This is a genomic window from Thermophilibacter sp. ET337 (genome assembly GCF_024733715.1).
GTDB lineage: Bacteria > Actinomycetota > Coriobacteriia > Coriobacteriales > Atopobiaceae > Thermophilibacter.
Genome location: NZ_JANRHO010000001.1, coordinates 25,247 through 40,161 on the forward strand (window position 1 = coordinate 25,247; position 14,915 = coordinate 40,161).

Below are 14,915 nucleotides of genomic sequence, written 5' to 3' on the forward strand. Positions count from 1 at the left end.
ACAGCAAACCCGAGGAGGCCAGAGGCGCGGCATCTGGACGCTTTGACGAGAAGAACCGTCCATCTGCCGCATGTTAACCAAAGAGGCGCGGCGTCCGGACGGTTTGTCGAGAAGAGCCGTCCGCAAGCCGCACGTCCTTCTCGCCCACGGAAAGGGATGCGGAAAAGTTACGCCCGGCTAACACCATCGCTCAAATAGTTTACTATGGCTAACAGAACGATCCGTCGGACGTGAGGGGCGACGACACGTGATGATTGACAGGCGGCTCATCGGCGCGGTGCCGGGGAGCATGAGATACGTGGGCGCGAGCGTGGCGCTGCAATGGGCCTCGCTCGTGGCCAACATGGCGATGATCCTCGTGGTGTGCCGGACGCTCGCCGGGCTCTGGGCGGGCGTCGCGGGCGAGAAGGACCTTGCGTTCCTTGCTGTCTGCGTCGCGGCTTCAGCGCTGGTTCGCGGAGTCTGCGCCGTAGCTGCGGCGCGTATGGGCTACCTCGCCAGCTGCGCGGTCAAGCGCACGTTGCGCCACCAGATCTACGAGAAGCTCCTGCGCCTGGGGCCGAGCTACCGTGCGGACGTGCGCACCTCCGAGGTCGTGCAGGTGGCCGTGGAGGGCGCAGACCAGCTGGAGACCTACTTTGCCGCCTACCTCCCGCAGCTCTTCTACGCACTTCTCGCCCCGCTCACGCTCTTCGTGGCCCTGGCCTTTGTGAGCGTGCCGGCGGCGGTGGTGCTGCTCGTGTGCGTGCCGCTCATCCCGGTGGCCATCGCCGCGGTGCAGACTTGGGCAAAGAGGCTGCTCGGCCGCTACTGGGGGCAGTACACCGAGCTCGGTGACACCTTCCTCGAGAACCTGCAGGGCCTCACCACCCTCAAGGTCTACCAGGCCGACGAGTTCAAGCAGGCCGAGATGAACGAGCAGGCCGAGAAGTTCCGCCGCATCACCATGCGCGTGCTCACGATGCAGCTCAACTCCATCACGATCATGGACCTCGTCGCCTACGGAGGAGCGGCCGCGGGCGTGGCGGTGGCGCTCACGCAGATGGCCGCGGGGGCCGTGGGCCTGGGCGGGTGTTTGGCCATCATCCTGCTGGCGGCGGACTACTTCATCCCCATGCGCCAGCTGGGGTCGTTCTTCCACGTAGCCATGAACGGCATGGCGGCGAGCGAGAAGATCTTCCGGCTGCTGGACCTGCCGGAGCCGCCGGCGGGCGGCGCCGCGTTCCCTGAGCGTTGCGACGTGCAAGCCCGCGGCCTGTGCTTCTCGTACGAGGAGGGCCGTGAGGTGCTGGGCGGCGTCGACCTCGACGTGCCGGCGGGCGGCTTCGTGGCGGTGGTGGGGGAGTCCGGCTGCGGCAAGTCGACGCTCGCGGCGCTCCTGCTGGGGCGCCTGCGCGGGTACGCGGGGTCGCTTGCGGTGGGCGGCGTTGAGGTCGGCGCGCTCGACGCGGCTGACCTGCTCGCCAACGTGACGTACGTGGGTCACGAGAGCTACCTCTTCAAGGGGACGGTGCGAGAGAACCTGCTGGTCGCGGCGCCGGCGGCGAGCGACGATGCGCTCTGGTCCGCGCTCGAGGCCACGCGCCTGGCAGCCTTCCTGCGCGGCGAAGGCGGGCTGGACACACAGCTCGCGGAGCGTGGCTCCAACCTCTCCGGAGGTCAGCGCCAGCGCCTGGCCATCGCCCGCGCGCTGCTGCACACCACGCCGGTCTACGTCTTTGACGAGGCCACCTCCAACGTAGACGCGGAGAGCGAGGACGCCATCATGGACGCCGTTCGCGGGCTTGCCGGCCGCGCGACGGTGATCCTCATCTCGCACCGCCTGGCGAATGTGGTGGGGGCGGACAAGATCTTCGTGCTCGACGGCGGGCGCGTGGTGGAGCACGGGCGCCATGACGACCTCGTTGCCGCGGGCGGCCGCTACGCCACGCTCTGGCGCGCCCAGCGCGAGCTTGAGGAATACGGTGCGGCGAAGAGGATGGTCGCATGAGGGTGATGCTTCGGCTCGTGGGGCTGGTGCGCCCGCTCATGGGATTCATGGTGCTGGCAATCCTCATGGGGCTTCTCGGTCACGTCTGCGCGGCGGCGATCACGGTGCTCGGCGGCTACGGCGTGCTCGCGGTGCTTGCGGACGGCGCGGCTGCCTCGCTCGCCGGCCTCGTCGCTGCGATGGCGGTCTGCGCCGTGGCGCGCGGGCTCCTGCGCTACGGCGAGCAGGCGTGCAACCACTTCATCGCGTTCAAGCTGCTCGCGCTCGTCCGCGACCGCGTGTTCCGGGCATTGCGGCGCCTTGCCCCGGCCAAGCTCGAGGGGCGAGACCGCGGCGACCTCATCTCGCTCATCACCTCGGACATCGAGCTTCTCGAGGTCTTCTACGCGCACACCATCTCACCGGCGGCGATTGCGCTCCTCTTCTGCGCGGGTGCCTGCGCCTTCATCGGGAGCTTCCACCCGCTGCTCGCAGCTGTGGCCGCGGCGTCGTATCTCGCCGTGGGCGTGGCGTGCCCGCTCGTTGCGGCGCGCCTCGCTGGTGACGCCGGTGCGCGCTTCCGCGCCGGTGCGGGCGAGCTCTCGAGCTTCGTGCTGGAGAGCCTGCGCGGCCTGGACGAGATTCTGCAGTACGGCGCAGGTGCGGAGCGCCTTGCTCAGATGGACGAGCGGTCCCGCGCGCTTGCCGCGGACGAGGAGCGCATGAAGCGCTCCACCGGTCGCGCGACGGCGCTCACGGGCACCGTCATTCTCGCCTGCGACCTGGTCATGCTGCTCGTGGCGGCGGCGCTTCACCGTGCCGGTGCCGTGGGCTTTGACGGGGTGCTCATCCCGGTGCTCGCGCTCATGAGCTCGTTCGGCCCGGTGGTGGCGCTCGCGAACCTGGGCTCCACGCTGCAGCCCACCCTCGCGGCGGGGGAGCGCGTGCTCGCCATCCTGGATGAGGAGCCGGTAACGCCTGAGGTCACGGGCGAGAAGCACATGGACTTCGACGGCGCCGCGGCAAGCCACGTGAGCTTCTCCTACGGGAACGAGCGGGTGCTCGCGGACGTCTCGCTCGAGGCCCCTGCCGGCAGAATCGTGGGCATCACCGGGCGCTCCGGCTCTGGCAAGTCCACCCTGCTGCGCCTGTTCATGCGGTTCTGGGACGCGGACGAGGGAAGCGTCTCCGTCTCCGGGCGCGACGTGCGCCGCGTGGACACGGCCAACCTGCGCGACCTGGAGTCCCTCGTCACGCAGGAGACCCACCTCTTCCACGACAGCATCCGCAACAACCTGCGCATCGCGCGGCTCGACGCGACGGACAAAGAGATCGAGGCCGCCTGCCGCAAGGCCTCGGTGCATGACTTTGTGATGAGCCTGCCGGCCGGCTACGACACGCCCGTCGGCGAGCTCGGCGACACCCTCTCCGGCGGCGAGCGCCAGCGCCTGGGCCTCGCCCGCGCCTTCCTGCACGACGCCCCGCTCATGCTGCTCGACGAGCCCACGAGCAACCTCGACAGCCTGAACGAGGCCGTCATCCTGCGCTCCATCGCCGAGGAGCGCGGCGAGCGGACGGTGCTTCTCGTCTCCCACCGCCCGTCCACGATGCGCATCGCCGACGCCGTGATCTCCGTAGAGGACGGGAGGGTCAGCTGATGGCGCGCACGCCCGACACCGCGCTCGTGGCGGCCAAGCGCGAGCGCGAGAAACGCATGGTCTCCGAGATGATCGCGCTCTACTGCCGCAAGCGCCACGGCACGCGCGGCGGCGAGCTCTGCCCGGAGTGCGCCGAGCTCGCGGAGTACGCGCGGCGGCGCAGCGACCGCTGTCCCTTCATGGAGACCAAGACCTTCTGCTCAAACTGCCGCGTGCACTGCTACAAGCCAGAGATGCGCGAGAAGATCCGCGAGGTCATGCGCTTCTCGGGCCCGCGCATGATCTTCCATCACCCCGTGGCGGCCGTCCGTCACGTCATAGAGACCAAGGCCGAGAAGAGGCGACTTTCCAAGGAGAACGCATGAAGGTGAAGAAGGTGCTGCTGGTAGCGCTTGGCTGCGTTGGGCTCGCGCTGGGGGCTGTGGGCGCGGTGGTTCCGCTGCTGCCGGCGTTTCCGTTTTTGATGCTTGCGGCGTTCTGCTTTGCCAAGAGCTCTGAGCGTCTGCACGCCTGGTTCACGGCCACCAAGCTCTACAAGAAGAACCTCGAGAGCTACGTGACCGGCCAGGGCATGGACTGGGCCACCAAGATCCGCGTGATGGTCACGGTGACCGTGCTCATGTCCATCGGCTTTGTCATGATGCACCAGGTGCGCGTTGGCCAGATCGTGCTGGCGTGCGTGTGGGCGTTCCACATCCTGTACTTCTGCTTTGTCGTGAAGACCCGTCGCGTGCCTGCGGAGGCGTGAGCGGCGGGCGAGAAGAACGCGGGCTCGCAAGGAGGTTGCCATGATCAACGTCATTATCGTCCTGGCCGTGGTGGCGGTCGTCCTTCTCGCTGTGCAGCGCTACCTGCGGACGCTCCGCCGGGGCGGCTGTGGCTGCGGGCGCTCGGGCGGGGACGCCGGGTCCCACGTCGCGCGCCCGACGGTTGCCGACACCAACGAGGCGCACTACCCCTACTCGGCCGACCTCACCGTCGAGGGGATGCACTGCGAGCACTGCCTCGCCGCCGTGGAGACCGCGCTCGACGGCATCGGCGGCGTGTGGGCGCGCGCGACCCTGCCCGACCGCGTGCGCGTGCTCTCCAAGGATCCGATCGATCACGCTGCGCTGGCCGAAGCCGTGGAGTCCGCCGGTTACCGGGTGACCCAAGGGTGATTCAAAAGGAGACGCCCCCCTTTGAATTGAACTGCGCCCCAGAACTTGGACGCGCTAAATCATAACCGCTAGGCGGCCTCCCGAAGGGCCTGCTCCCGGAACTCGACCGGGGTCAGGCCCTTCAGCTTGACCTGCCGCCTCGTATTGTTCCAGTGGTGAATGTAGGCCTCGAGGTCGCGCTTGAACTCCTCGAACGTCCCCCAGTCGCGACCGCGGAAGAACTCGTCCTTGATGTGTCCGAAGACCTGCTCGGTCGCGCCGTTGTCGATGCGGTTGCCCTTGCGCGACATGCTCTGCACGAAGCCGTTCTCCGCGAGGGCCTCGACGTACGTCGCGTGCTGGTACTGCCACCCCATGTCCGAGTGCAGGACCGGTGCCGTCCCCTCGGGCTTTGCCGCCACGAGCATGGCGAGCATCTCCTCCTGCTGGGCGAGGTCGGGGCGCTCCGAGATCGAGTGCGCCACGATCCCCTTGCTGCCGAAGTCGTAGACCGGGGCGAGGTAGGCCTTGCCGAAGGAGAGCTTGAACTCGGTGACGTCGGTGCCCATCTTCTGCCAGGGGCCGTCGGCGGCGAAGTCCCGGCCGAGCACGTTCTCGAAGGTCTCGCCGACCTCCCCCTTGTACGAGCTGTGCCTGTGGTAGTCGGTCTCGCGCCTGATCCCGCAGCGCAGCCCCATCTCGCGCATCATCTTGAGCACCGTCTTGTCCGCTATCCGCTCGCCGTCGACCGCCCTCAGCTCCATCGCTATCTGCCGGTGGCCCACGCCGTTGGGGAGCCTGCCGAAGATCTCGGCGACCCGCGGCCGGAGCTCCGGCCTGGTCGGCTTCTTCGGGTGAGCGAGCGCGTAGTAGTGGGTGGACCTGGCGAGCCCGGCGGCGCGCAGCAGGTCGTCGAGGCCGTGGCCCAGCCCTGAAAGCTCGGCGACCGCTAGGGCCTTCTCCCGGCTCGGGAGCGAAGCCCCGCCTTCAGGGCTATCGATTTTTTAGGTACGCCACCTCGGCCTCGAGCCGCCTGACCTCGCGCTCGAGCTCCTGCTCGCGCGTCATCGGCGCCGCCCTCGAGCCCGACCCCCTGGGCCAGCCCTTCGGCTTCGGCCGGAGCGCCTCCTCGCCGCCCTCCCGGTAGGACTTCACCCACTTCGAGATCGGCGCCTCGGACCTGACCCCGAAGCGCGCCATCGCCTCGGACCTCGTGGCCCCCTCCTCGACCACCGCCCTCGCGGCGGCCAGCTTCGTCTCGAAGCTGTATCTGTACTGCGAGCCGCCCACGTCGAGCAACCCCTCCGCCCCGGTGGCGCGGAACCTGCGCTGCCACCCCTTCGCCGTCCTCCTGGGTATCTCGAGCTCGGTCGACACGGCACGGTAGCCGAGCCCCCTGCCGAAGAGGTCGGCAGCCTTCCTTCTCAGGGCAACATCGTATTTGACCCTCATGTCCTGCGCCATGAAAAACCTCCCATTTCTCGTTGTCCAAGAAATGGGAGGCAGTTCACGGACGGGAGAGGCGCCGAACAAGACGAGGGCTCGCTGGTGAGTCACGCGAGGAGGCTCCTGTCGGCTGCCGTCGAAGAGGGCGGCGCGCCGCCTTCCGTCGATGACCTCGCGCGCAAGCTCTACGTGAGCCGGTCGCGGCTCTGCGACGCGTTCAGGAGCGAGACGGGGCAGGGCGTGGGCGCCTATGCGCGCCAGCTGCGGATGGAGCTCGCGTGCCGCCTCCTTGAGGGCGGGGATCGTAGCGTCTCCGAGGTCGCCGTCCTTCTCGGCTACCCGAGCTCCTCGGCCTTCTGCCACGCCTTCTCCGGCTTCACGGGCATGTCCCCGCGCGCATGGGTGATTCAAAAGGGGACAGACCCCTTTTAATCCATTTGCTCGAACAGCGTCTCCATGAGCCAGGCGATGATTCGAAGGGACAGCCCCTTCGTATCATCGGGCTTTTCTATATGACCAACATGTTGGTTATACTTGTCTCAACGAAGGAGGCGAGCCCTATGACAACGTTGACTGTCGACCTTGAGGGTGCCGCGCGCATGGGCATCGCTGAGGCAAAGGCTCATCTCAGTAGCATAGTCGAGCGTGCCGAGAAGAACGGCGAGGCTGCGATTCTCGAGCGCTACGGACGCCCGGCGGCGCTCGTCGTGCCCCTGCCGCGTGCGGAGAGCGCGGGTGGTCGGGCGCGCGGTCTTCTCGCCGAGTACGCGGACGAGGACGCTCTTGGCCTCGAAGAGGGGGCCTTCGCCCGGGCGATGGAGGCAAAGCATGGAATCCCTGCTTGATGCCAACGCGGCGCTTCGCTACCTACTGGAGGACAACCAGGAGCAGGCAGAGGCCGCTGCCGAGACCATTGCACGGGGTGTCGAGATAACCGTCGAAGTCCTCGCGGAGTGCGTCTACGTGCTCGCGGGCGTCTACCATGTGCCGAGGTCGCGCATCGCGGAGAGCCTCGGCATCCTGCTCGACGAGGTCACGTGTCGGCGCAAGAACGTGGCTGCGGCGGCGCTTGGGCTCTACAGCGGCAGCTCGTTCGACTTTGTCGATTGCGTGCTGGCTGCAGAGCGCCAGGAGCTCGGACGCGACGTCGTGACGTTTGACAAGAAGCTCATTGGTCTTCTCGGCAGAGTCGAGAGGTGATGCTATGGGCGAGGGGCACTTCATCAAGTCGGTAGCCATTCGCTGGGAGCTTGTCCGTACTGATGACTATCTGCGAAACATTCCCGCACTTGTGGCGTTGGGGAAAGAGCCGCTCTTCTTCACGAGCAACGTGACGTTTTTTGTCGGAGAGAACGGCTCGGGCAAGTCGACGCTGCTTGAAGCTATGGCGGTGGCGTACGGGCTTAACCCGGAGGGCGGCACGGAGAACTATGTCTTTCGCACGCACGACTCGCATTCCGCGCTGCATGAGGGCATCGACATGAGGCGAGACCTGCTGCGTCCGTGGAACACGTTCTTCCTGCGTGCGGAGAGCTTTTACAACGTGGCGAGCAAGGCGGAGGATTACAGCCTCTCGCCGGGCGGAGAGGGCATGACGTATCGCAACCCCGCCACCGGCCGCAGGAGCTACCTGCACGAGATGTCGCACGGAGAGGCGTTTCTCGGCTTCATCCAGGACAGCTCCAAGGAGAACGGCCTCTACTTCCTGGATGAGCCCGAGGCCGCGCTCTCGCCTTCGCGCCAGCTCACGCTGCTCTATGAGATGCACGAGCTTGCCGAGCACGGAAGCCAGCTCATCGTGGCGTCGCACTCTCCGATTCTGCTTGGGCTGCCGGGGTCTCAGATCGTCTCGTTTGATGGCGAGCGGCTGCGCGAGATTTCCTACGAGGAGACCGAGGCGTATCAAGTGACGGAGCTCTTCATCAACGGTCGCGAAGGCCTGCTGCGTCGGCTGCTTGGGTGATTCAAAAGGGGACAGTCCCCTTTTGACCCAAAACGTGCCATAGAGACGCGCTTCCCCAATTCCGTGTACCTGAGATAGCCGGCTCGTGCCGCGGGCGTTGTGCGCACTCCTCGGCGTTGTGCACACTGCCTCAGAGGTCCTTCTCGACAGATGCGCAGGTAGATGCGTTGTCGAGAAGTGCGCACACCGCCGCTGAGTGCGCACACCGCCGAACCCGGCCCTACGCGAGCGCGCGGATGGCGTCGGCGACGCCGCCCTCGCTCGAGAGGTTGATCGAGAGGCTGATGGGCACCACCGTGAGCGTGACCACGTCGGAGCCCTTGTAGGTGACGACCTCCAGGCCCTTGTACTCGCCCACGTCGTCTGCGGACTGTCCCAGCTTGACGGTCTCGGGCTCCCAGATCTCGACCACGTACTCCCGCTCGGCGTCCGGGGTGGGCGCCAGGCCGCTCACCTGGGAGAGGGGCGAGAAGATCTCGTCGATCTGCGCCTGGTCCGTGATCTCGGCCACCTGCGTGCCGTCCGCATCGTACACCACGGCGCGGACGGTCTTGCTCCAGTCAATGCTCTCGAGCTCGCGTGCAATCTCCGTGGCGTTCTCTGCCATGTCTGTCAGCATGTCCGTGAGGCCGGTCGAGTCCTCGCTCTTATCGCCTAGGCCAAAGCATCCGGCAAGCGAGAAGGACAGCGCGGCAGCAAGGATAAGCGCGACGGCACGGTGGCGCATAAGGCCTCCTTCGTTCGGGGTGGGCCTCCTTTGTACCACGTCCGGGCGGTGTGCGCACTCCTCGGCGTTGTGTACACTGCCTCAGAGGTCCTTCTCGACAAATCCGCAGGTAGACGCGTTGGCGAGAAGTGCGCACATCGCCGTCGGGTGTACACAACGCAGAGGAGTGTGCACAACCGCACGCGTCTACGCAGAGTGGTGCGCTGGCCACCGATAAGCCCATCTACCTGCGGCGCGCAACCTGCAGGCGCCTTCTGGTTGCCGCAAAATCGGCCAAATTGCGCACCGCTGGTTGGTAGAATTGCGCCGTGCGCACCCGCAGAATACAAGGTGCCGGCAGACAGCGCACACCCCCGAAGAAGGGCAGACCATGAGCTTTCGCGACAACCTTCAGCACCTGCGCGCAGAGCGCAACATGACCCAGGAGCAGCTGGCCATGCTGCTCGGCGTCTCACGCCAGAGCGTCACGAAGTGGGAGGCCGAGAAGAGCCAGCCGGAGATGGACAAGCTGCTCAAGATGTGCGAGATCTTCGACTGCACGCTCGACGAGCTCGTGACGGGCGACCTCACCGGCCGCGCCGCGCCTGCGACGGCGGCCCCCATTCCCGCCGGCCCGCCCACCGACGTCTGCGGGTACGAGGAGCACCAGCGCATGATGGCGCTCAAGGTCCCCACCGGCGTGGCCCTCATCCTCCTGGGCATCGCGCTCGGCCTGCTCTTTGAGGGTGCCGTCGAGCTGGCGTCCTGGAACGGGCGCGACGGCCTCTTCGTGATCATCGTGCTCGTGGGCATCCTCGCGGGCCTCGCGTTTCTCGTGCCCGCGGGCATGGAGCACACGGCGTTTCAGAAGGCGCACCCCTACGTGGAGGACTTCTACACAGACGAGGACCGCGCCGCCGCCCGCCGGCAGTTCTCAGCTTCGCTCATCGCCGGCCTCGCGCTCATCTTCGCGGGCATCGGCTGCCTGCTCATGCTCGAGAGGACGGCGGAGAACTGGGGGCTCTTCCTGCTCATGTTCTTCATCGCCCTGGGCGTGTGGTGGATCGTGCGCGGCGGCATGCTGCTCGGGCGGGTCAACGTCGAGGAGTACAACCGCTCCATCGCCGAGGATCTCGAGGTAGAAGACATCGTATCCGCAGAGCTGGACGAGGCACGGCGCGAGGCTCTTCTCGCCCAGAAGCGGCGTGGCAAGAAGCTCGGCGCGGTGTGCGGCGTCATCATGATCGTGGCCACGATTGTGGGCCTGGCGCTTCTCTTTGCGCCGGTGTTCTCGGCGCCAAACATGGACTCCTGGACCCCGGAGGGCACCTCGGCCATGTGGTTCTGGGTAGCCTGGCCGGTGGGTGGTCTCGTCTGCGGCATCGTGACGCTGCTCTGGGAGGCGTTCGGCCGGGAAGAGTGACGCGCCTGCGCGAGACACCGTGCCTCGTGGGCTATTGCCTCATGCCCCCAGCTCGGTAATGGGGACAACAAACACTCCGTTGGGCGTCCTTCTGCAGAAGGACGCCTTGCCAACAAGGACCGCAAGGAACGAGGGATTCGCGTTACGTGCGGCGGGGTTACGTGCAATCTTATCGCGCAGCCTGAGAAGGTTGCGCTCTGCTGCCGGCACCTTCTCCTCGCTCAGCTTCACCTCGAAAGCGCCCCACCTTCCGTCAGGAAGCTCAACGATGATGTCAACTTCGAGGCCGTCGGCATCTCCGTAGTAGTGCACCCCAGCGTCGGGGATGGTCCCGAGCGCGGAGCAGTACACGCGCACGTCCCTGAGACAAAGCTCTTCGAAGAGCGTCCCAAAGACTTGCGTCTCTCGAAGAAGGCGATCTGGGGTCATCGAGAGCAAGGAGGCGGGAAGAGAGGGGTCGACGAAGGTCCTCTTTGGCTTTGATCTCACTCGGGACTTAGCCTTGACCGGCGCATCCCATCCGCGCTGCTCCTCCACGAAGTACTGATCCTTGAAGAAGGTGAGATAGGGCGCCAGAGAGTGCTGGTAGTAGGAGGGGTCAACGTCTTTTGACGCGCCGTTCTCATGCACGTCGCAGTACATGGCCTGATAGGTCATTGACGCGCCGACGTTGCGCGCAAGTGAGACCGCAAGACGACGTGCCAGATTTCCGTCAAGGCCGCGCTTTGCCGCGCTTACCGAGAAGAGCGCATTGAGGTACTGCGCGGGCACGTCGCCGATGAGGTCGTCTTCACAGTTGATTGAAGCCGGCCACCCGCCGCGACAGATCTCTTTTGCGAGCAGTCGCACGTCGGTCTCGACGGGAGTGGGGGTGAGTTCGCCCTCAAAGAGTTTTCTTAACGAGACGGCACCTGATGACCTGCCGCTCTCATAAAGGCTCATGGGTCGCATCGACACCGTGGCAATTCTTCCCGCCCCGCTGTGGGAGACCTCGGACTTGTCGACCGTTGATGAGCCTGTGAGCAGAAAGAGCCCCTTCTCGTTCCCGCGCTCATCAACTGCCCTGCGCACGGCGTCCCACACTTTGGGGACGTCCTGCCACTCGTCAATGATGTGAGGCGACTGCCCCTCAAGGGCAAGGGTTACATCGAGCTGAGCCATTTGTCGCATGCCGTCGTCGTCAAGGTGAATGATGCTGTTTCCCTGTGCCATGCTTGACCATGTCTTGCCGCAGAACTTTGGCCCCTGAACCTCTACGGCGCCAAAGCCCCGGAGCCTGCGGGAGATGGTCTGGTCGACCAATCGGGGGATGTAGCCGCTAGGTTTGAGCGTCATTCGAACCTCATCTTCGAGATACAATTTTCGAGGATTATTGTAGACAATAATCGAGGATATTGACGACAAAAATCGCGAACTCTCTTGAAGGTTCATATTGAGTGTGGCAGCGTCAATGTGACCAGTATCGTCCGATACGGATTAATACGTTGAGGCGCCTCACGACTGGCATGCTCCTATTGTTTGCGCAGCGCCCCAATTGCCTCCGTCGCGCCCAGGTCGAGAAGGACGCTTCGCTCGGCGAAGTCAGCTGCGTGCCATGGAAGCCGATGGGCTCGTTCATCGTGAGGTATTCGCCGAGGTGCCGCCGCGCGTTGAGTACTCGCTCACGCCGCTGGGCCAGAGCCTCGCGCCCGTGATCGACGCGCTCAAGGCCTGGGGCGAGGGCTTCAAGGCGCAGCTGGCGAGCTGACCAAGAAGCGCGTCAGCCGTTTTGTCCCGTGCCTCTGCTACTACGTAGACACGTCTACAAAGGAGGCTCGCATGGCAACCGCGGTCGTTTCCGGGCGCGTGGCCGAGAAGGTCCGTCAGCGCGCGGACGCCTACATCCGCGCGGCGGGGTCAACGCCGGCCGAGGTCATCAAGGTGGTCTGGGAGAACATCGCGCGCACGGGCGAGGTGCCGGAGGCGGCGCCGGCGGAAGAGCCCCGTGGTGCCTGGGAGCGCTTCATGGAGTTCAGGGAGAGCCTTCCCAAGGCCGAGCCGTGGCTGGTCAACCTCACCAAGGAGCAGATGCGCGACATGATTGCGAGTCGCTATGCGTGACTTCAACAGCAGGAGGCTGCTCTTCGACACCAACGTTCTTCTCGACGCGGTTTGCAGGGAGCGTCCGCAGTCTGCGGAGGCATGCGAGGTCCTTCGCCGTTGCAACGGTGGGGGAGACCTGGGACTTGTTGCCGTGGGGTCGCTCAAGGATGCGTATTACGTGCTGCAGCGACAGTATGGTGAGGCGCAGGCGAGAAGATCGGTGGAATGACTGCGCGAGCTGCTCGTGATCGCGCCGATGGGTGCGGAGGAGTGCGAGCTCTCGCTCGGCTGCGGCGAGCAGGACTTCGAGGACGGCCTCATCTGTGCCTGCGCCGAGCTCAATGACGTGGACGTCATCCTCACGCGTAGCGCGGACGCGTTCAAGCGCTCCAAGGTCCGAGCCATGACCTGCGCGGAGTACCTCGAGACTTTTGGGTAGGCAGTCACTCGCCTAATTCAATCCCCATAACCTTATTTAGACAATATCTATTGAATTGTGTTATCAATGGGTGTGTACTTAATGAAGTATCGCGTCCTTAGAAGACAAATCTCCGAGCTGGCGAAGTCAAAGGGGCTTGTGGTGTTCTGGGAAGAGGGCTCGAGCCACACAAAGGTGAGCGTTGGGAACAGACAGACGACAATCCCCCGTCATTCTGAGGTGAATGAGGTTACTTCTCGCGCGATACTCCGCCACCTGTTTGGAGGTGAGTGACATGGCAAAGGACGTAACGGCGCGCGTGACTCGGAGTGAGGGTTGGTGGGCCATTTCCGTCGAGGAGATTCCGGGTCTGTTTACCCAAGCTCGCAGGCTCGATCAAGTTGCCAATATGGTTCGTGACGCGGCGTCGCTGCTTGGCGTTGAAGTGGATGCCGTTGAGGTTCTGCCAGTGCTTGACTCTGACTCGCAAAGAATGCTTGAGGAGCTCGAGGCAGCTCGCAGAGAGGCTGAGGAGAAGCGGCGCATATCCTCAAGCCTCACTAGACAAATAATCCGCCGCTTTCGCGAGGAGGGTCTCACCTTGCGTGACATCGCCTCTCTCGTGGGTCTCTCGCAGCAGCGTGTTGCCGTGCTGAGCAAGGACGTATAGAAGGCAGCTACGAGTTAATCCGCTCAACAAACGCCTGATAGTCGGCCTCGTTCTGGTCGGCATAGGCGCGGGCGAAGTCCCACATGGCGTCCTCGAAGGTGTGTCCTTCGTCGAGGTAGGCCGCAATGGCAACCTCGTCGCCGGTGCGGGCGTGCGCGTGCGCGAGCGACCACGCGCAGAGCCGCGCGACGTTCTCGAGGCTCTCCGGGCCCACTGCGGCGAGGTCGATCGAGCCCTTGCTGTTCCAGAGCTGGCGCACGTAGTAGTCGCGCGTGCCGCCGCCCGCCGTGGGTACGCTCGTCCAGCCCAGCAAAAAGTCGCTCGTGGACTGCACGAGGCGCTGGCCCTCCACCACGCGCTCGCCGTGACTGGCAAAGCCGCTCGGACGCCAGTAGCGCTCCACGACGGACTCCTCCGCCTCCTTGACCTGGAGGACCAGCGGGTCGTCCTCGTCGCGCCCGGTGAGCAGCGCGATCCAGGCGCGGCGTCCCACCGAGCCCACGCCTACGACCTTGCGCGCGGCGTCCTGCAGGCGGTAGTGGCCGAGAAGGACGCGGCGGTCGCGGGGGATGCTCCCAAAGTAGGCGTTCAGAAGGCTGTGCAGCGTGTGGCCAAGCTGGGCCGTGTCGTAGCCCTGCTCGGCGGAGAGCTCAGAGAGCGGCACCAGCTCGGGCGGGCGGGTGTCAAAGCGCAGGCGCCCGCCATCGCGCACCGTGAGGCGGTCGGCCGCGCGCACGCTGTCCTTCTCGCGCGCCTTCTCCACGACCTTGCGGATGGTCCGCCCGGTCTTGCCGTCGAGCTCGAACTCGTCGAGCATGCGCTCGACGTCGAGATGGGCGTGCCAGACGTCGAGCTCGCCCTTCTCCGCAAAGTGGGCCATCGCGCGACGATACTGCTTGGCGCAGGCGCGCACGGCGTCCTTGCGGTCCTGCTTGGAGAAGCCCCGGTCGCGCCCGCAGATCTCGATGCTCGCCACAAGGCGCATGACGTCCCACTCCCAGGGCCCGGGCGCGGTCTCGTCAAAGTCGTTGACGTCAAAGACGAGGTGGCGCGTGTGGCTCATGAAGATGCCGAAGTTGCCGACGTGCGCGTCGCCGATGCACTGGACCTCGATGCCGGTGACGGGCATGGTGGCGAGGTCGGCGGCCATGATGACGGCGCTGCCGCGGTAGAACGTGAACGGCGAGACGCCCATGCGCTCGTAGCGCAGCGGCACGAGGCCCGGGTCACGCGTGACGGACTGCTGCTCGATGAGGTCGATCGCAGGCTCGCTGGACGCGCGCGGCTCCCAGGCGCCGAGCGTCTCGATCGGGCACGCCTCGCGCGCGGCGAGCCCGGCGGCCCGGCGCTCCTCGACGGTGGGCGCGGGACGGTAGAGCACCGCCTGCGAGCTTGGCGCGGCGTTCTTCTCGACCTCTTCGAGCTCGTCCATACGGGTCCT

Annotated in this window: 20 protein-coding genes; 15 read left to right on the top strand and 5 right to left on the bottom strand. The window is 65.6% G+C overall.

Annotated features, from left to right (window positions below; translation table 11 throughout):
- Positions 1-250: 250 nt before the first annotated feature.
- From NW198_RS00090 to NW198_RS00110, 5 genes are read left to right on the top strand one after another with little or no spacing between them, the layout of a single operon-like run.
- The gene (locus NW198_RS00090; protein WP_258339503.1) at positions 251-1,990 is read left to right on the top strand and encodes an ABC transporter ATP-binding protein/permease; all 1,740 of its coding nucleotides are present in this window, start codon (positions 251-253) and stop codon (positions 1,988-1,990) included.
- Complete coding sequence (cydC, locus tag NW198_RS00095) at positions 1,987-3,627, top strand: thiol reductant ABC exporter subunit CydC (RefSeq protein WP_309147690.1); 1,641 nt, start codon at positions 1,987-1,989, stop codon at positions 3,625-3,627. The genes NW198_RS00090 and cydC overlap by 4 nt, the downstream gene beginning before the upstream one ends.
- Positions 3,627-3,992 (top strand): nitrous oxide-stimulated promoter family protein, encoded by a 366-nt coding sequence (locus tag NW198_RS00100; protein ID WP_258339504.1) that lies wholly within the window; start codon positions 3,627-3,629, stop codon positions 3,990-3,992. Before cydC ends, NW198_RS00100 begins: the two co-directional genes overlap by 1 nt.
- On the top strand, positions 3,989-4,375 hold the full coding sequence (locus tag NW198_RS00105; RefSeq protein ID WP_087316697.1) for a YbaN family protein: 387 nt from the start codon (positions 3,989-3,991) through the stop codon (positions 4,373-4,375). The genes NW198_RS00100 and NW198_RS00105 overlap by 4 nt, the downstream gene beginning before the upstream one ends.
- A gap of 40 nt (positions 4,376-4,415) precedes the next feature.
- On the top strand, positions 4,416-4,787 hold the full coding sequence (locus NW198_RS00110) for a heavy-metal-associated domain-containing protein (RefSeq protein ID WP_258339505.1): 372 nt from the start codon (positions 4,416-4,418) through the stop codon (positions 4,785-4,787).
- Positions 4,788-4,855: 68 nt separating this feature from the next.
- Here the strand turns inward: NW198_RS00110 and NW198_RS00115 are convergent, their stop codons facing one another.
- Both NW198_RS00115 and NW198_RS00120 read right to left on the bottom strand, forming a co-directional pair.
- Positions 4,856-5,767, bottom strand: a complete 912-nt coding sequence (locus NW198_RS00115) for an IS3 family transposase (protein ID WP_309147699.1) — start codon at positions 5,765-5,767, stop codon at positions 4,856-4,858.
- Positions 5,760-6,230 (bottom strand): helix-turn-helix domain-containing protein, encoded by a 471-nt coding sequence (locus NW198_RS00120; protein WP_258339506.1) that lies wholly within the window; start codon positions 6,228-6,230, stop codon positions 5,760-5,762. Before NW198_RS00120 ends, NW198_RS00115 begins: the two co-directional genes overlap by 8 nt.
- A gap of 84 nt (positions 6,231-6,314) precedes the next feature.
- Here NW198_RS00120 and NW198_RS00125 point away from each other — a divergent pair, with 84 nt between their 5' ends.
- The 4 genes from NW198_RS00125 (at position 6,315) to NW198_RS00140 (ending at position 8,175) form a co-directional block, all read left to right on the top strand.
- Positions 6,315-6,644: a helix-turn-helix transcriptional regulator gene (locus tag NW198_RS00125; protein WP_258339507.1), complete on the top strand. Its 330-nt coding sequence runs from the start codon at positions 6,315-6,317 to the stop codon at positions 6,642-6,644.
- A gap of 128 nt (positions 6,645-6,772) precedes the next feature.
- Positions 6,773-7,057: a type II toxin-antitoxin system Phd/YefM family antitoxin gene (locus tag NW198_RS00130; RefSeq protein WP_258339508.1), complete on the top strand. Its 285-nt coding sequence runs from the start codon at positions 6,773-6,775 to the stop codon at positions 7,055-7,057.
- Positions 7,041-7,412, top strand: coding sequence for a PIN domain-containing protein (locus tag NW198_RS00135; RefSeq protein WP_258339509.1), 372 nt, complete (start codon positions 7,041-7,043; stop codon positions 7,410-7,412). Before NW198_RS00130 ends, NW198_RS00135 begins: the two co-directional genes overlap by 17 nt.
- A 4-nt stretch (positions 7,413-7,416) precedes the next feature.
- Entirely contained in the window at positions 7,417-8,175 is a 759-nt protein-coding gene (locus NW198_RS00140) for an AAA family ATPase (protein ID WP_258339510.1), read from the top strand.
- Between the two features lie 220 nt (positions 8,176-8,395).
- On the opposite strand, the gene NW198_RS00145 is transcribed toward NW198_RS00140, so the two are convergent.
- The gene (locus tag NW198_RS00145) at positions 8,396-8,902 is read right to left on the bottom strand and encodes a phage NinH family protein (protein WP_258339511.1); all 507 of its coding nucleotides are present in this window, start codon (positions 8,900-8,902) and stop codon (positions 8,396-8,398) included.
- 370 nt (positions 8,903-9,272) lie between these two features.
- Here NW198_RS00145 and NW198_RS00150 point away from each other — a divergent pair, with 370 nt between their 5' ends.
- Positions 9,273-10,304, top strand: a complete 1,032-nt coding sequence (locus NW198_RS00150; protein ID WP_258339512.1) for a helix-turn-helix transcriptional regulator — start codon at positions 9,273-9,275, stop codon at positions 10,302-10,304.
- A gap of 39 nt (positions 10,305-10,343) precedes the next feature.
- On the opposite strand, the gene NW198_RS00155 is transcribed toward NW198_RS00150, so the two are convergent.
- The gene (locus NW198_RS00155; RefSeq protein ID WP_258339513.1) at positions 10,344-11,639 is read right to left on the bottom strand and encodes an ATP-binding protein; all 1,296 of its coding nucleotides are present in this window, start codon (positions 11,637-11,639) and stop codon (positions 10,344-10,346) included.
- A 199-nt stretch (positions 11,640-11,838) separates the two neighbouring features.
- Here NW198_RS00155 and NW198_RS00160 point away from each other — a divergent pair, with 199 nt between their 5' ends.
- From NW198_RS00160 to NW198_RS00180, 5 genes are all read left to right on the top strand, one after another.
- Positions 11,839-12,051, top strand: a complete 213-nt coding sequence (locus NW198_RS00160; protein WP_375378020.1) for a winged helix-turn-helix transcriptional regulator — start codon at positions 11,839-11,841, stop codon at positions 12,049-12,051.
- Positions 12,052-12,122: 71 nt separating this feature from the next.
- Positions 12,123-12,404, top strand: coding sequence for a hypothetical protein (locus NW198_RS00165; protein ID WP_258339514.1), 282 nt, complete (start codon positions 12,123-12,125; stop codon positions 12,402-12,404).
- Positions 12,397-12,615 carry a PIN domain-containing protein gene (locus NW198_RS00170; RefSeq protein ID WP_258339515.1) on the top strand — a complete coding sequence of 73 codons (219 nt, stop codon included), beginning with the start codon at positions 12,397-12,399 and terminating at the stop codon, positions 12,613-12,615. Before NW198_RS00165 ends, NW198_RS00170 begins: the two co-directional genes overlap by 8 nt.
- 15 nt (positions 12,616-12,630) lie before the next feature.
- Entirely contained in the window at positions 12,631-12,825 is a 195-nt protein-coding gene (locus tag NW198_RS00175) for a hypothetical protein (protein ID WP_258339516.1), read from the top strand.
- Between the two features lie 274 nt (positions 12,826-13,099).
- On the top strand, positions 13,100-13,474 hold the full coding sequence (locus NW198_RS00180; protein ID WP_087315460.1) for a hypothetical protein: 375 nt from the start codon (positions 13,100-13,102) through the stop codon (positions 13,472-13,474).
- A gap of 7 nt (positions 13,475-13,481) precedes the next feature.
- On the opposite strand, the gene NW198_RS00185 is transcribed toward NW198_RS00180, so the two are convergent.
- Positions 13,482-14,906 carry a DUF2252 domain-containing protein gene (locus NW198_RS00185; protein ID WP_258339517.1) on the bottom strand — a complete coding sequence of 475 codons (1,425 nt, stop codon included), beginning with the start codon at positions 14,904-14,906 and terminating at the stop codon, positions 13,482-13,484.
- Between the last annotated feature and the right edge of the window lie 9 nt (positions 14,907-14,915).

Bases quoted from the DNA above. Each gene is read 5' to 3' on its own strand.
- NW198_RS00180 (WP_087315460.1), top strand. From the start codon at position 13,100: ATGGCAAAGGACGTAACGGCGCGCGTGACTCGGAGTGAGGGTTGGTGG.
- NW198_RS00120 (WP_258339506.1), bottom strand. From the start codon at position 6,230: ATGGCGCAGGACATGAGGGTCAAATACGATGTTGCCCTGAGAAGGAAG.
- NW198_RS00150 (WP_258339512.1), top strand. From the start codon at position 9,273: ATGAGCTTTCGCGACAACCTTCAGCACCTGCGCGCAGAGCGCAACATG.
- NW198_RS00140 (WP_258339510.1), top strand. From the start codon at position 7,417: ATGGGCGAGGGGCACTTCATCAAGTCGGTAGCCATTCGCTGGGAGCTT.
- NW198_RS00165 (WP_258339514.1), top strand. From the start codon at position 12,123: ATGGCAACCGCGGTCGTTTCCGGGCGCGTGGCCGAGAAGGTCCGTCAG.
- cydC (WP_309147690.1), top strand. From the start codon at position 1,987: ATGAGGGTGATGCTTCGGCTCGTGGGGCTGGTGCGCCCGCTCATGGGA.
- NW198_RS00135 (WP_258339509.1), top strand. From the start codon at position 7,041: ATGGAATCCCTGCTTGATGCCAACGCGGCGCTTCGCTACCTACTGGAG.
- NW198_RS00185 (WP_258339517.1), bottom strand. From the start codon at position 14,906: ATGGACGAGCTCGAAGAGGTCGAGAAGAACGCCGCGCCAAGCTCGCAG.
- NW198_RS00130 (WP_258339508.1), top strand. From the start codon at position 6,773: ATGACAACGTTGACTGTCGACCTTGAGGGTGCCGCGCGCATGGGCATC.
- NW198_RS00100 (WP_258339504.1), top strand. From the start codon at position 3,627: ATGGCGCGCACGCCCGACACCGCGCTCGTGGCGGCCAAGCGCGAGCGC.
- NW198_RS00105 (WP_087316697.1), top strand. From the start codon at position 3,989: ATGAAGGTGAAGAAGGTGCTGCTGGTAGCGCTTGGCTGCGTTGGGCTC.
- NW198_RS00145 (WP_258339511.1), bottom strand. From the start codon at position 8,902: ATGCGCCACCGTGCCGTCGCGCTTATCCTTGCTGCCGCGCTGTCCTTC.
- NW198_RS00110 (WP_258339505.1), top strand. From the start codon at position 4,416: ATGATCAACGTCATTATCGTCCTGGCCGTGGTGGCGGTCGTCCTTCTC.
- NW198_RS00090 (WP_258339503.1), top strand. From the start codon at position 251: ATGATTGACAGGCGGCTCATCGGCGCGGTGCCGGGGAGCATGAGATAC.
- NW198_RS00155 (WP_258339513.1), bottom strand. From the start codon at position 11,639: ATGACGCTCAAACCTAGCGGCTACATCCCCCGATTGGTCGACCAGACC.
- NW198_RS00170 (WP_258339515.1), top strand. From the start codon at position 12,397: ATGCGTGACTTCAACAGCAGGAGGCTGCTCTTCGACACCAACGTTCTT.